Source organism: Streptomyces sp. CNT360, from assembly GCF_000424785.1.
In genome coordinates this window covers 68523-82958 of record NZ_AUKO01000034.1, presented here as the reverse complement: position 1 = coordinate 82958, position 14436 = coordinate 68523, and the positions used below count along the sequence as shown (strand labels likewise).

Sequence of the window (14436 nt, the reverse complement as noted above, 5' to 3'; positions counted from 1 at the left end):
GGCAGGCCCAGACGCCGGAGGCGAGGCAGACGGAGGCACCAATGGCGGCTCAAGCCCGGACACCCCAGCATCGGCAGGCCCAGACGCCGGAGGCGGGACGGACGGAGGCGCCGACGGCGGTTCAGGCGCGGACGCCGCGGGGGCGGCGGGCCCGGACGCCGCGGGAGTGGCGGGGGCGGCCGGGGCGCCGCAGGACATGCAGAACTTGGCACCGGCCGGTGCAGCGGTACCGCACTGCGGGCAGGTCGACGACGGCGGGGACGACATGACGCTCCGATGCGTTCCGGGGACGGCGAAGCGGCGCGCGCAGCACCGCGTGTGTGCGGACAGACACGGATTGCACAGCCATGGTTCCCCGCGAACACCCCCCGGGGAAAGGGCTTTTACTCAAGCGCAACCAGCCCGGCCCGACCGCGCCCGACGCCCCGTCAGGACCGGGCCCGGTACCCCCGGTGCAGGGCGACGATGCCGCCCGTCAGGTTCCGCCACGCCACCCGCGTCCAGCCCGCTTCCTGGAGCCGGGCGGCCAGCGCGGGCTGGTCGGGCCACGCGCGGATGGTCTCGGCGAGGTAGACGTACGCGTCGGGGCTGCTGCTGACCCGCCTGGCGACCGGCGGCAGGGCCCGCATCAGGTACTCGGTGTAGGCGGTCCGCAGCGGCGTCCACGTGGGGTGGCTGAACTCGCACACCAGCACCCGGCCGCCCGGCTTGGTGACCCGGTGCATCTCCGCCAGGGCCGCGTCCACGTCGCTGACGTTGCGCAGCCCGAAGGAGATGGTCACCGCGTCGAACGCGCCGTCGGCGAAAGGCAGCCGGGTCGCGTCCCCGGCGGTGAACGGCATCCAGGAGTGCCGCTGCTTGCCCTCGCGCAGCATGCCGAGCGAGAAGTCGCACGGCACCGTGAAGGCGCCCGCCTCGACGAACGGCAGCGACGAGGTGGCCGTACCCGCAGCGAGGTCGAGCACCCGCTCACCGGGGCGCGCGCCGACGGCGTCGGCGACGGCGCGCCGCCACAGCCGGGTCTGGCCGAGGGAGAGCACGTCGTTGGTGAGGTCGTACCTGGCCGCCACGTCGTCGAACATGGCGGCGACCTCGTGCGGCTTCTTCTCCAGGGATGCGCGGGTCACGTCTCGTCTCTCGTCCGTGCTCGAGCCGGCGGGCGTCCGGTCCGCGTCGACCGGCCGGCATCGGCCGGCCGGCGGCGACCAGTTGACGTCGGTCAGTTGGCGGCGACCGGTCGGCGTCGGTCAGTTGGCGTCGATCAGGGCCAGCTCGGGGTGGGCGGTGCCCCCCTCGATGGCGGTGGAGGACAGGTGGGAGACGACCTTGTCGTCCACCGGGTCGTTCGCCGGGTCGTCGTGGACGACCAGGTGCTCGTACGTGGTGGCGCGCTGCGCCGGGACACGGCCCGCCTCGCGGATGAGCTCGATCAGCTCCATCCGGTTGGAGCGGTGCCGGGCGCCCGCCGAGGAGACGACGTTCTCCTCCAGCATCACCGAGCCGAGGTCGTCGGCGCCGTAGTGCAGCGAGAGCTGGCCGACGTCCTTGCCCGTGGTCAGCCAGGAACCCTGGATGTGGGCGACGTTGTCGAGGAAGATCCGCGCGATGGCGATCATGCGCAGGTACTCGAAGATCGTCGCCTGCGTCTGCCCCTTCAGGTGGTTGTTCTCGGGCTGGTACGTGTACGGGATGAACGCGCGGAAGCCGCCCGTGCGGTCCTGCACGTCCCGGATCATCCGCAGGTGCTCGATCCGCTCCGCGTTGGTCTCACCGGTGCCCATCAGCATCGTGGAGGTGGATTCCACACCGAGGTTGTGGGCGATCTCCATGATCTCCAGCCAGCGCTCGCCCGACTCCTTGAGCGGCGCGATCGCCTTCCGGGGCCGGGCGGGCAACAGCTCGGCACCCGCGCCTGCGAAGGAGTCCAGGCCGGCGGCGTGGATGCGCTCGATCGCCTCCTTCGGGGTCACCCCGGAGATCCGCGCCATGTGCTCCACCTCGCTGGCGCCGAGGGAGTGGATCACCAACTGCGGGAACGCCTTCTTGATGGCGGCGAAGTGCTCCTCGTAGTACTCCACGCCGAAGTCGGGGTGGTGGCCGCCCTGGAACATGATCTGGGTGCCGCCCAGCTCCACCGTCTCGGCGCAGCGGCGCAGGATGTCGTCCAGGTCGCGGATCCACACCTTGTCACTCTTGGGCGAGGCGTAGAAGGCGCAGAACTTGCATGCGGTCACGCACGAGTTCGTGTAGTTGATGTTCCGCTCGATGATGTACGTGGCGATGTGCTCGGTCCCCGCGTACCGGCGGCGGCGCACCGCGTCGGCGGCGGCGCCCAGCGCGTGCAGGGGCGCGTCGCGGTAGAGGTCGAGCGCCTCCTGGGGGGTGACCCGGCCGCCGGCGGCGGCACGGTCGAGGACGGAGAGCAGGTCGGCTTCCGACACGTGCGCTGTCACCGTGGCGTCCCTCCAAAGGTCGCTCGTCTCGCACATTCCGATACATCCCGCCGCTTACCGCAGCACAGCAGCGCCCGACCAGCCTACGCCAGGCCTTCTCAGCCGATCTTGCGGAGTGTCCCTGCGGCGTCCCCGTTGCCGTCGCCGTGCGTCTGGAGGCGCAGCCGGCCGTCCTTGCGCAGTGTGAACTCCTCGTGGGTGCCGCCCGGTGCGCACAGCGCAGAGCTGGGCTTGCTGCCGGAGGCGTCCCCCACCATGCGGGAACCGGACGCGGAGACGAGGGTCCACTTCGAGGCGCACTCGGTCCCGGCCAGTTCGGCGGAGCCGCTGGCCACGGTGTCGCCCTCGCCGCCCTCCTCGATGGTGAGGGTCAGGGTGCCCACGGGGATGCCGCGCTCGGAGTAGAGGTCGCCGCGCCACTTGCCGAGGAAGCCCTTGGGCACGGTGTCGCCGCCCGGCTCCTGGTCACCGCCGCCCGCGCCGTCGTCGCCCTTGCCGCCGTCGTCGCCACCGGATCCCCCGCCGTTCGCGGAGGCGCTGGGCCGGTGGGTGGCGGGCGGCGGGTCGGCGCTGTTGTCGTGGCCGCCGCCCGTACCGGGGAGCAGGCCGCGCAGCGGCGCGAAGAGCAGCGCCGCGGCGACCAGGCAGGCGACCGACAGGACCACCGTGCAGCTCAGGCGGCGGCCCCGCCACGTCCAGCCGCCCCGTCGCGGCGCCGGCCCGGAACCGTCCGCACCGTTGCCGACACCGGCGCTGCCGTCGCTGACACCACCGCCGCTGCCGTCGCCGACACCGTCCGCACGGCCGTCGCTCGTGGCGCCGACGGGGGCGGCGGGGAGGCCGGGGCTGTCCCGCGTGTACGAGGGGTCGGGCGGCCCGAACCCGGGGGCGCCCGGCGGGACCCCCGGGGGCGGGGTGGCCGCGTCCGGGCCGTACGCCGGTGCCGTGAAGGGGACAGGCCCCGAACCCTGCGGCACCTCCGGCTCCAGCTCCAGCAGTTGCACGGCGAGCCTGCTGATCTGCTCCACCAGCGGCGCGGGCAGCCGGCCACCGCGGGCCGCGAGCATGCCGTCCCCGGCGCCCTCCTGCGAGCCGGCCAGCTCCGTCACGAGCGCGTCGACGCCGCAGCGCTGCTCCGGGTCCTTGGCCAGGGCGCGGGCGACCGTCCCACGCAGCCCGTCGGGCACCCCTTCGAGCTGCGGTTCGCCGTGGACGACGTGGTAGAGCAGCGCTGCGGAGCTGTCGCCGGGAAAGGGGGCCCGGCCGGACGCCGCGTACGCCAGGACCGCGCCGAGCGCGAAGACGTCGGCGGCACCGGTGACGTCCTGGCCGAGGATCTGCTCGGGCGCCATGTAGCCGGGGGAACCGACCGAGACGCCGGTCGAGGTGAGGGAGGCCGTGCCCTCCGTCGCGCGGGCGATGCCGAAGTCGATCAGCCGCGGCCCGTCGAGGGTCAGCAGCACGTTCGACGGCTTCACGTCGCGGTGCACCAGCCCCAGCCCGTGCACATGGCGCAGCGCCTCACCCAGCCGGGCGCCCATGGCCCGTACGGCCGCCTCCGGCAGCGGCCCGTGCTCGGCGACCGCCTGCGCCAGGGACGGCCCCGCGACGTAGCCGGTGGCCACCCAGGGCACCGGTCCGTCGGTCTCGGCGTCCAGCACGGGCGCCGTCCACTCCCCGCCGACCCGCTGCGCCGAGGCCACCTCGCGCCGGAAGCGGTGACGGAACTGGTCGTCCACCGCGTGGTGCGGGTGGACGACCTTCACGGCGACGGTGCGGCCGCTGCCCGAGCGGGCCAGGTACACGCGGCCCATGCCGCCCGCGCCCAGCCGGCGCAGCAGGCGGTACTCCCCCAACGTCCGCGGGTCCTCCGGCTCCAGCGGCTGCATGCTCCGTCCCCCACCTTCTTCCCTCCCGGGCCCCTCTCCGGCGCCACCAGCTTAGGGGCAGGCCGATGCGGTGCGGCTGCCCACGCGGGGCGGCCGGGAGCGGGTCCGGGCGATCCGGAAGGGGTCAGGGGCGCAGCAGGTCCACGCGGACGTCCCGGGGGAACCCCGTGGTGGCCCCGGTGCGCCGGGCGAACTCCGCGACTCCTTCGAGCTGGCGCGTACCGAAGCGGAAGTCGAGGGTGGTGAAGTACTTCTCCAGCACCTTGGGGTCGAAGGTCTCGTAGCGCGCCGCGTGCTGGGCGACCTGGTCGACCTGCTCCATGGCCAGGTCCCGGGAGGCCAGGAAGGCGCGGTGCGTCTCGTGGACGGTCTCGGGCGACCGCTCCAGGAAGTCGCGGCGCACGGCCCAGACGGCGAAGACGAACGGCAGGCCCGTCCACTCCTTCCACAACCGCCCCAGGTCGTGCACCTGGAGGCCCTCCTCCGGCACCTGGTGGAGGTAGGCGCGAAGCCCCACGTCACCGATGACGACGGCCGCGTCGGCCTCCTTCATCATCCGTTCGAGGTCGGGCTCGCTGGTGTAGTAGTCCGGCTGGACGCCGTAGCGCTCGGCCAGCAGCAGTTGGGCGAGCCGCACAGAGGTGCGCGAGGTCGAGCCCAGGGCGACCCGGGCGCCGTCGAGCTGGTCGAGCGGGACCCTGGAGACGATCTCGCACGACATGACGTCGCCGTCGCAGCCGACCGCGATGTCGGGCATCGCCACCAGGTCGTCGGCGTTCCGCAGGAACTCCACGAGGGTGACGGGGCCCATGTCGAGCCGCCCGTCGATGATCATCTCGCTGAGCTTCTCGGGGGTGTCCCTGGTCAGGTCGAGGTCCAGCAGGGTGTGCGTGTGGACCAGGCCCCAGTACAGCGGAAGACAGTTGAGGAACTGGATGTGCGCGACGCGGGGGCGGGTGCGCACATCCCTGGAATCAGCCGGATTAGCAGTCACTCTCCGGAGAGTACGCCCCGGTCTGTCCCCCGCCGAGCGGGGTCCCCGAGCAGGGACGACGGGCCTTCCGGAACGCGATCTTCGACCCTTCCGTCGCCGGTGCCCACCGTGCTAGGCTCGCTGCAAGTTGCAGTTTGGTTTCCCTTGCAGTACAGAGCCTGCGGAGCATGTGACCGCAGGCTCTCGTCGTTTTCAGACTTCCTTGTGGGTTCTGGGAGCAGGGACACCCTTATAGGCCCAAGGAGGGCTTATGGCTACCGGAACCGTGAAGTGGTTCAACGCCGAAAAGGGCTATGGCTTCATCGCCCAGGACGGTGACGGTCCCGATGTCTTCGTTCACTACTCCGCTATCAACGCATCCGGGTTCCGCTCTCTGGAGGAGAACCAGACGGTGACGTTCGACGTGACCCAGGGGCCCAAGGGCCCGCAGGCGGAGAACGTCACCGCGCAGTAGGTCCCTGCTACACACGCAGTACCCCAAGGAGCCCCCGCCGTCGGCGGGGGCTCCTGCCTTTGCTGCTGCCTGTGTGCGGCCCCGGGCCGGGGTGGCCCGGGGCCGCCGGGTGTCAGCAGCTCTGCTGCTCGTAGTCGGTGATCGCGGCGACCTTGCGGGCGGACGCCGAGCTCTCGTCGAACCGGTGGTCCAGCCACTCGGCCGCCAGCGTGCGGGCCAGCTCCAGGCCGATGACGCGCTGCCCGAAGCAGAGCACCTGTGCGTTGTTGCTGAGGACGGAGCGCTGCACGGAGTAGCTGTCGTGCGCGGTCACCGCGCGGATGCCGGGCACCTTGTTGGCGCTGATGGCGACGCCCAGACCGGTGCCGCAGACGAGCAGCGCCCGGTCGGCCTCCCCCTCGGCGACACGGCGGGCCGCCTCGACGGCGACGTGCGGGTAGGCGGTGTGCTCGTCCGCGCCGACCCCGACATCGGTCACCTCCGCGACGCGGGCGTCCCCTTCGAGGTCCTTCTTGAGGGCCTCCTTGTAGTCGAGGCCGGCGTCGTCACAGCCGACGACGACCCGGAACGGCCGGGGTGCGGTGGCGGTGGGGGATGTGCTCATGGTGCGGTCCTCCTGGGACGAGGGGTGGGAGGGGCTGCCTTCCGTGGCGGGTCAGGCCCGGGGGACGACCGTGGTCAGGACCATGGCCAGCGAGGTGGCGCCCGGGTCCGGGGTACCGAGGCTGCGTTCGGCCAGCGGGCGGGCCCGGCCCAGCTTGGGGCGCAGCCCGGCGGTCGCCTCGGCCGCCTCGTGAGCCGCCCCGGCGGCGGCGGTGAGGGCCTCGGCGAGGGCGGTGCCCGCCTCGATGCGCTCGGTGAGGACGGTCACGAACGGTGCCAGCGCGTCGACCAGCGTCTTGTCGCCGGGCTCCGCCTTGCCCAGCGAGGTGACCGCCTCCAGCGCGGCCCGCGCGCCGGCTGCCACGTCGGCGGCCCCGGGGGCGCGGTCGGCGGGCAGCGCGGAGCCGAAGGCGCGTAGTCCCGCGCCCCACAGCGCTCCCGAGGTGCCGCCCGCGTCGGCGGCCCAGGCGTCGCCGGCGGCGGCCAGCAGTCCGGCGGGGGACGTGCCGCGCTGCTGTTCCTGTTCGGCTGCGGCCAGTGCCGCGTCCACGCCCTTGCACATGCCGCGGCCGTGGTCGCCGTCGCCGGCGACGGCGTCGAGCCGGCCCAGGGCCTCCTCCTGGTCGTGGAGGAGGGTGTGGGCGGCGCGGAGGGCCTCCACGGTGGTGGCGAGAGCGGTGAGGGCCTCGCCCTGCGCCTTCTCGGTGGTGGGGGCGGTGGTCGCCGAGGTGCTCGTGGTCGGTTTCGCGGCCGTGGTGGCGGCTGTCGTCCTGGCGGGCGCGCTGTGCGCGGGGCTTCCGCGGCGGAACGCCGGGGTGTCGGCCGGGGCCAGCCAGAGGCGTTCGAGTGCGTCGTCGAGCCAGGTGACGGTCAAGGAGCAGCCCGCCATGTCGAGCGAGGTGACCAGTTCGCCCACCTCGGGGCGGACGGGTTCCAGTCCTGCCTCCGTGAGCAGGCGGGAGACCGACGCCCACAGGACGTACAGCTCCTCGTACTTGGTGGCGCCCAGCCCGTTGAGGAGGACGGCCACCCGGTGGTCCTGGGCGGCCTCGGCGGGGCGTTCGGCCAGCAGGCCCTCCACCAGGGTGCGGGCCAGCTCGTCCGCCGTCGTCAGTCTGCTCTCGCTGACGCCGGGTTCGCCGTGGATGCCCAGGCCGAGGGCCAGCTTGCCCTTCTCCACGGTGAACAGCGGCTCGTCACTGCCGGGGAGGGTGCAGCCGGCGAAGGCCACGCCCAGGGAGCGGGTGCGCGCGTTGGTGCGGTCGGCGACGCGGACGACCTCGTCGAGGGAGGCGCCCTCCTCGGCCGCGGCGGAGGCCGTCTTGTAGACGGTGAAGCCGCCCGCGATGCCGCGGCGTTTCGCCGCTTCGGCGGCGGGTGCGCTGGCGATGTCGTCGGTGACGGCGAAGCACCGGGCGGGTATGCCGTCCGCGGTCAGGCGCTGGGCGGCCTGTCCGAAGTTCATGACGTCGCCCGCGTAGTTGCCGAACATGAACAGGACCCCGGCGCCGGAGTGGGCCTCCGTCGCGACGGAGTACGCCTGGGCTGCGGAGGGGGAGGTGAAGATGTTGCCGATGACGGAGCCGTCGGCGAAGCCGGGGCCGACGACACCGCAGAAGGCGGGGTAGTGGCCGGAGCCGCCCCCGGTGAGGACGGCCACCTTGGGGTGGGGTGGCGGGGTGGCGCGGATGACGCCTGCGGCGTCGGGGGCGGGGCGGACGTGGTCCGGGTGGGCGGCGGTGAAGCCGTGCACCATGTCGGTGGTGAAGCGGGAGGGGTCGTTGTATATCCGCGTCATGAGTTGCTCCTTCGGTGTTGGGGGCTTCGCCCCCTAGGAGCCCCCTTCCGCAAGAGCTCCAGCCCGTTCACTTCGCGGGAACGCCCCGGGGGAAGACCACCTCGGTACGTCCGGCGGCTTTCGCGCGGGTCGGGGGTGGGTTGGCGGGTCACCAGGACCGGCGGGCTGTTTCCAGGGTGGCGAGGTAGGTCTGGTAGCCGTCTTCGTAGAAGGTGACCGCGTCGGGGTCGGCGCGGGCCGTGCGGGAGGGGGGCGGGGGTGTCTCGGGGGTGGTGCCGAGGGCGTTCCAGGCGACGCGGGCGGCACCGCGGATGCCGACCGCGTCCTCGCGGATGTGGACGTCGCGGCCGAGGACGCCGGCGAAGATGCGGCCCCACTCGCCGGAGCGGGTGCCGCCGCCGCAGGCGGTGATCTCCCGGGTGACGCCGAGGGATTCCAAACAGTGGCGGGCCGAGTAGGCGACGGACTCGCACAGGGCGCGGACCAGGTCGGCGCGGCCCGTGAGGGGGGAGAGTCCGTCGAGGCGCCCGCGGGCACGGGCGTCGACGAAGGGGGCCCGCTCGCCGCTGGAGGAGAGGAAGGGCAGGGCGGTGACGCCACCGGCTCCGTACGGGGACTGGGCCAGGAGGGCGTCGAGTTCCTCGATGCGGACGCCGAGCATGCCGAGCAGCCAGTCCAGACCGGCGGTGCCGATCATGGCGGGCATGACGCGCAGGTAGCGGTCGGCGAAGGGGGTGGCGAGCACCATTCCGGCGGGCTCGCCGGGGGCGGGGGCGGGGTCGTCGGACAGGACCTGGCAGGCCAGGGTGGTGCCGATGATGAGGTGGCCCTGGCCGACCTGTGCCAGGCCGGAGCCGAGTCCGCAGGCGGGGATGTCGAACGGGCCCGCGCTGACGGGCAGTCCGGCGGGGAGGCCGAGTTCGGCGGCGACCTTGGGCAGCAGCCCGAAGAGGGTGCCGGGCGGGGCGGGGTCGGCGAGCAGGCGCCGGTGGTCCCCCAGCCCGCACAGGTCCAGTGCCTCGTCGTCGTAGCTGCGGGAGGCGACGTCCAGGAAGGGGACGGAGGCGTCCGAGGCGTCGACGGTGCGTTCGCCGGTGAAGCGCTGGGCGATGGCGTCCACGCAGTAGCCGGCGGTCTCGGCGGCCGCGAGCCGGTCGGGCTCGTGTGCGGCGAGGTGGGCGAGGAGGGGGCCGGCGGATCCGGGGAACATGCCGGCGCCGGTGCGGCGGTGGACGGCGGCCGTGGTGCCGTCCGCCGTCCACCGGTCGAGTTCGGGGGCGGCGCGCCCGTCCATCCAGGACAGGGCGCGGCCGACGGGCCGGCCGCGCGCGTCGCGCAGCCACAAGCCGTCGCCCTGGCCGGTCAGGGCGAGGGCCTCGACGGGTTCGTCCGGGGCGAGCTGTGCGGCGTCGGCGACGGCGGCCCGCACGACGGTGACGACCGTGCCGATGACCTCGTCCATGTCCTGTTCGACGCGGTTGCCCGGCAGCGTGTAGAGGGTGCTGCGGGCCTCGTGCGCGGGCCCGGTGCGCCCGTCCCGGGTGAGGAGCTGGGCCTTGGTGACCGAGGTGCCGACGTCGACCCCGACGATCATGGCTACCGTCCTCCGTCGAGGGTCTGCGGGTTGACGACGAACTCCGGGCGCTCACCGCGCAGGTGGGCGGCGGCCTGAGCCGCGGTGATGGCGGCGGCCCGGTCGGCGGTCTGCCGGGTGGCGCCTGCCAGGTGCGGGGTGGTGATGACGTTGGGTGCCGAGTGCAGCGGCCAGTCGGCGGGCGGCGGTTCGACGTCGTACACGTCGAGGGCGAGCCCGCCCAGGTGGCCGCTGCGGAGCATGTCGGGCAGCGGCGCGTAGTCCATCAGCTCGCCGCGCGCGGAGTTGACGAGGACGGCGCCCCGCGGGAGCAGCTTGAGGTTGTCCGCGTGCAGCATGTGCCGCGTCTCGGGGGTGACGCGGGCGTGCAGGCTGACGACGGAGCTGCGGCGCAGCAGGTCGTCCAGGGCGACGAGTTCCACGCCGTCGGCCGCCGCCTTGGCCGGGTCGGTGTAGGGGTCGGCGACCAGTACGCGGGAGCCGAAGGCGCGCAGCACGCGGGCGACGATGGAGCCGATGGCGCCGTAGCCGACGAGTCCGACGGTGGTGCCGTCCAGTTCGATGCCGGCGTTGTCGATGGCGTAGTAGTCGCCGCGCCAGGTGCCCTTCTTCAGCTCCGCGTCGGAGGCGGGGATGCGGCGCAGCGCTGCCAGCATCAGGCCGAGCGCGAACTCGGCCGCTGCGGCGGCGTTGCGGCCCGGGGTGAAGGTGACCGGGATGCCGGCGCGGGTGGCGGCCTCGACATCCACGTTGACGGGTCCGCCGCGGGCGACCGCGATCAGCTTGAGGTGCGGGGCCTCACGGATGACGCGGTCGGTGAACGGCGCCATCTGGGCGAGGGCGATCGAAGCGTCGCCGAGGGCCTCCAGCAGCTCGTCCTCGGTGCCGCTGGCCTCCTTGACGTTGCCGACGGGGCCGAAGGGGGTGTGCGGCCAGGGCGTGGTCTGGGTACGGAAGGACAGCTCGGCGTCGGGCGCGGCGGCCTGCAGCGCGTCGACGAACAGCTGCGGGGCGATGAAGTGGTCGCCGGAGGCCAGGACGGTGACGGGGGCGGTCATGCGCGCTCCCCCTCCTTTTCCGTGAGCTTGCTGAGCAGGTAGCGGCGGACCGCGTCGTGGTCGGTGGCACAGTAGGCGGCGCCGGCCAGCGCGTCCTCGGCGGGCGGGTAGCCGGGGTTGGGGATGGCGACGACCGTCATCCCGGCGGCGGCCGCGGCGCGCAGCCCGTTGCTGGAGTCCTCGACGGCCAGGCAGTCGGTCGCGGGGACGCCGAGCTTGTCGGCGGCCGCCAGGTACACGTCGGGGCTGGGCTTGCCGCGCGGCACCTCGGCGCTGGAGACGGTGGCGCGGAAGTCCTGGGCCACCCCGTGGTGCGTCAGCACGGCGTCGATGACGCGGCGGGGCGCGGACGAGGCCAGCGCGATGGGCCCGCGGGCCGCGGCGTCGGTGATCATCTGCCGGGCGCCGGTCAGCAGCTCGATCTCGCAGTCCTCCAGCGCCTTGATCATGCCGTCCACGACGGTGCGCTCGGTGTCGGCGGCGCTGTCGCCAGCCCCGGCGAACTCGGTGAGGAAGGCGGCCCACTCGGGGGCGCTCATGCCCTGGCAGCTCTTGGTCTGCTCCGGGCCCCACTGTTTGCCGCGTTCGGCTGCGAAGGCGGTCCACAGCCGCTCCCAGAGGTGCTCGCTCTCGACGAGCACTCCGTCCATGTCAAACACCACTGCCTCGGCCACGGCCGGAACTCCTCACATTCGGCTCCCAGCAAATTAACACCGGTCTTGTTATCTGTCACTTGTGACCTGATACGCGTCCCAGTGGTTCTGTGAGGCTCGGGGCGGTCCGGGGGCCGACGGGCGTGACGGCGGGTGCAGGATGGGTCGTATGACCGCCCAGGGAGCAGCGCGCGCGACGCGCCAACAGCGTCAGCAGCAGATCGTCGACCACGTGCTGGGCAAGGGCGACGCGTCGGTGGCGGAGCTGACCGAACTGACCGGCGTCAGCGTGATGACGGTGCACCGCGACATCGCCGAGCTGGCCGACCGCGGCATCCTGCGCAAGTACCACGGCGGCGTCTCGGCGCAGCCCTCCACCGTCTTCGAGTCCAGCTCCGACTTCCGGCTGCACACGCACACCGGCGAGAAGGACGCGCTGGCCCGCGCCGCGCTCGACTTCGTGGCCCCCGGCATGTCGCTGATGCTCGACGACTCGACCACCGCGCTGGCGCTGGCCACGTTGTTGCCGCAGGTGGGGCCGTTGACGGTGGTCACCAACTACCGGCTGATCACCGAGGAGCTGCGGGCCGCCGAGGACATCCGGCTGATCGGGATCGGCGGCGAGTACTCGCGCACCCACGACTCGTGGATCGGCCTGTCGGCGCTGGAGATGATCAAGAGCTTCTCCGTGGACCTCACCCTGGTCTCCACCTCGGCCATGACGGGCACCATGACCTACCACCAGGAGCAGGAGATCGTCGCGGTCAAGCGGGCCATGCGCCAGGCGGGGTCGGTGAGCGCGCTGCTGATGGACCACAGCAAGGTGGGGCGCAGCGCGCTGCACCGGCTGGATCCGGTGGAGGCGTTCGACCACGTGGTGCTCACCGGGCCGGTCGAGGACGGGCCGGTGGCCGAGATGCGGAAGCTGACGGAGGTCCGGGTGGTGACGGCGTGACGCGCCGCCGGGCACCGCGGTAGCAGAGATTACCGTTATCTTTAACATCCCTCTTGATATTTTTCGCGGCTGGGCTGAGGATCTGCGGTGCACCAACTGGTTACCTCAGAGCGGAGGCCCCCCGATGACGGATGCAGCGACGCGTGTGCCCGACGCAGGGCTGCTCGATCGCATAGGGCTGCCGAAACCGCTGGTCTACGGGTACATCGGCGTCCTGCTGTTCATGGTCGGCGACGGCGTCGAGAGCGGCTTCATCTCCCCGTACATGGCCGACCACGGCGCCGGCACCGACGTGAAGGCCGGCTACGTCATCACCGTCTACGGCGTCGCCGTGATGCTGGCCTCCTGGTTCTCCGGCGCGCTCTCCCAGGTGTGGGGGCCGCGGAAGGTGATGTGGGCAGGGCTGGGCATCTGGGCCGTCTTCGACGCGCTCTACCTGCTGTTCGCGCTCGGCACCGAGAACTACCCGATGATGCTGCTCTTCTACGGCATCCGCGGCCTGGGCTACCCGCTCTTCGCCTTCGGCTTCCTGGTGTGGATCACCGGCAGCGCGCCGACGGCACGGCTGGGCACCGCGGTCGGCTGGTTCTACTTCGCCTTCACCGGCGGCCTGCCCACCCTCGGCTCCCTGTGGTCCAGCTTCACCATTCCGCAGATCGGCGAGATGGGCACCCTGTGGTCGGCCCTCGGCCTCATCCTGATCGGCGGCGCCATCGCCCTGGTCGGCGCCAAGAAGCGGGAGGGCGGCGACCGGCTGGCCGAACCCGGCGTCACCACGGGACAGTCCCTCTACAACAGCGTCTCCATCGTGTGGACCCACCCGCGCGTCCTGGTCGGCTGTCTGGTGCGGGTCATCAACACGGCGCCCGAGTTCGGCATGCTCGTCTACCTGCCGCGGATCTTCTCCGACGACGTCGGCTTCGGCACCGACAAGTGGCTGCAGCTACTGGCGATCATCTACGGCACCAACATCTTCTTCAACCTCATCTTCGGCGCCCTCTCCGACAAGATCGGCTGGCGGACCACCATCGCCACCTTCGGCGCCCTCGGCTGCGCCATCAGCGTCACGGTGCTCTACTTCGTGCCCACCTGGCTGGGCCCCGACTACTACTGGGTCGCCGTCCTGGCCGGCATGCTCTACGGCGCCACCCTCGCGGGCTTCGTGCCGATCTCCGCGCTGATCCCCAACATGGCGCCCGAGAACAAGGGCGGGGCCATGGCCCTGCTCAACCTGGGCGCGGGCGGCGCCACCTTCGTCGGCCCCGCCGTCGCCTCCCTCTTCCTGCCGCTGGTCGGCGCCGGCGGCGTGACCATCGTCTTCCTGGCCCTGTACCTGGTGGCGCTGGTGCTGACCCTGCTCTTGAAGATGCCCCAGGAGCAGGGCGGTACGGGAAAGGACTCCCCCGCCCCCAGCAGCACGGGCAAGAGCGAGGCCCCGACACCGGCGTAGACCGGCGGGCGCGGACCGGCGCAGATTCCGTCCAGGGCCCGCCTCCGGCCCCGGGGCTCCCCCCGGGGCCGGAGGCGGGCCTCAGCCCACGGTGCAGGTGAACGGGACCGCCACCTCCTTCTCCCCCGGCCGCACCACGTAGGAGCCCTCACCGGTCAGACCGGTGAGGGCTCCGGTGCCCGAACCCGCCACCACCTCGACCGTGCAGCGGATGACGCCCTCCTCGTCGAAGGTGCCCTGCTGGGCGAGGGCGAACGTGCCGGCGCGGCCGCCGACCGAGCCGGTCAGCACTTCCGTGCCGGTGAAGACACCCGTCGTCTCCGTCACGTAGGTGAGCACGTACTCGCAGGCGGTGCCCCTCGCCTCGATGCCGCCGGTGTAGTCGTTGACGACCGACGCCCGGGCCAGCCGGGGCCCTTCCGTGGTCCGCACGTCCTTCTCGTCCCAGGAGACGCCGGTGAACGTGGCCGTGGTGGTGGAGGAGGCAGCAGACGTACGCGAAGCCATGGAGAGCCCTTTCGTCGAGCGGTCGGAC

General features: G+C 72.7%; 14 protein-coding genes. 3 read left to right on the top strand and 11 right to left on the bottom strand.

The window, feature by feature from the left end:
* The 5 genes from H297_RS42925 to H297_RS0124705 form a co-directional block, all read right to left on the bottom strand.
* Window positions 1–267: zinc-ribbon domain-containing protein (locus H297_RS42925; protein ID WP_158693730.1), on the bottom strand; the 267-nt coding region annotated here is incomplete at its 3' end.
* Between the two features lie 161 nt (window positions 268–428).
* Window positions 429–1127, bottom strand: coding sequence for a demethylmenaquinone methyltransferase (locus tag H297_RS0124720; RefSeq protein WP_027739255.1), 699 nt, complete (start codon window positions 1125–1127; stop codon window positions 429–431).
* Window positions 1128–1247: 120 nt separating this feature from the next.
* Window positions 1248–2489 (bottom strand): cyclic dehypoxanthinyl futalosine synthase, encoded by a 1242-nt coding sequence (gene mqnC / locus H297_RS0124715; RefSeq protein WP_051352148.1) that lies wholly within the window; start codon window positions 2487–2489, stop codon window positions 1248–1250.
* 62 nt (window positions 2490–2551) lie between these two features.
* Window positions 2552–4342 (bottom strand): serine/threonine-protein kinase, encoded by a 1791-nt coding sequence (locus H297_RS0124710; RefSeq protein ID WP_027739253.1) that lies wholly within the window; start codon window positions 4340–4342, stop codon window positions 2552–2554.
* 124 nt (window positions 4343–4466) lie between these two features.
* Window positions 4467–5306 (bottom strand): menaquinone biosynthesis protein, encoded by an 840-nt coding sequence (locus H297_RS0124705; protein WP_027739252.1) that lies wholly within the window; start codon window positions 5304–5306, stop codon window positions 4467–4469.
* 280 nt (window positions 5307–5586) lie between these two features.
* On the opposite strand from H297_RS0124705, the gene H297_RS0124700 reads away from it, so the two are divergent.
* A complete protein-coding gene (locus H297_RS0124700; RefSeq protein ID WP_027739251.1) occupies window positions 5587–5790 on the top strand; it encodes a cold-shock protein in 204 nt (67 codons plus the stop codon).
* A 112-nt stretch (window positions 5791–5902) separates the two neighbouring features.
* Here H297_RS0124700 and H297_RS0124695 read toward each other — a convergent pair whose 3' ends face one another.
* The 5 genes from H297_RS0124695 to H297_RS0124675 form a co-directional block, all read right to left on the bottom strand.
* Window positions 5903–6394: a ribose-5-phosphate isomerase gene (locus tag H297_RS0124695; RefSeq protein ID WP_027739250.1), complete on the bottom strand. Its 492-nt coding sequence runs from the start codon at window positions 6392–6394 to the stop codon at window positions 5903–5905.
* A gap of 51 nt (window positions 6395–6445) precedes the next feature.
* Window positions 6446–8191, bottom strand: coding sequence for a dihydroxyacetone kinase family protein (locus H297_RS0124690; RefSeq protein ID WP_027739249.1), 1746 nt, complete (start codon window positions 8189–8191; stop codon window positions 6446–6448).
* A gap of 148 nt (window positions 8192–8339) precedes the next feature.
* Window positions 8340–9785: an FGGY-family carbohydrate kinase gene (locus tag H297_RS0124685; RefSeq protein ID WP_027739248.1), complete on the bottom strand. Its 1446-nt coding sequence runs from the start codon at window positions 9783–9785 to the stop codon at window positions 8340–8342.
* A 2-nt stretch (window positions 9786–9787) separates the two neighbouring features.
* Window positions 9788–10843 carry a 2-hydroxyacid dehydrogenase gene (locus H297_RS0124680; protein ID WP_027739247.1) on the bottom strand — a complete coding sequence of 352 codons (1056 nt, stop codon included), beginning with the start codon at window positions 10841–10843 and terminating at the stop codon, window positions 9788–9790.
* Window positions 10840–11517: an HAD family hydrolase gene (locus H297_RS0124675; RefSeq protein WP_027739246.1), complete on the bottom strand. Its 678-nt coding sequence runs from the start codon at window positions 11515–11517 to the stop codon at window positions 10840–10842. The genes H297_RS0124680 and H297_RS0124675 overlap by 4 nt, the downstream gene beginning before the upstream one ends.
* Window positions 11518–11665: 148 nt before the next feature.
* Between H297_RS0124675 and H297_RS0124670 the strand changes: the two genes are divergently transcribed.
* Together H297_RS0124670 and H297_RS0124665 are read left to right on the top strand one after the other, a co-directional pair.
* Window positions 11666–12451 (top strand): DeoR/GlpR family DNA-binding transcription regulator, encoded by a 786-nt coding sequence (locus H297_RS0124670; RefSeq protein WP_027739245.1) that lies wholly within the window; start codon window positions 11666–11668, stop codon window positions 12449–12451.
* Window positions 12452–12575: 124 nt separating this feature from the next.
* Window positions 12576–13901 (top strand): MFS transporter, encoded by a 1326-nt coding sequence (locus tag H297_RS0124665; RefSeq protein WP_027739244.1) that lies wholly within the window; start codon window positions 12576–12578, stop codon window positions 13899–13901.
* A gap of 81 nt (window positions 13902–13982) precedes the next feature.
* Here H297_RS0124665 and H297_RS0124660 read toward each other — a convergent pair whose 3' ends face one another.
* A complete protein-coding gene (locus tag H297_RS0124660) occupies window positions 13983–14408 on the bottom strand; it encodes a DUF3224 domain-containing protein (RefSeq protein ID WP_027739243.1) in 426 nt (141 codons plus the stop codon).
* Between the last annotated feature and the right edge of the window lie 28 nt (window positions 14409–14436).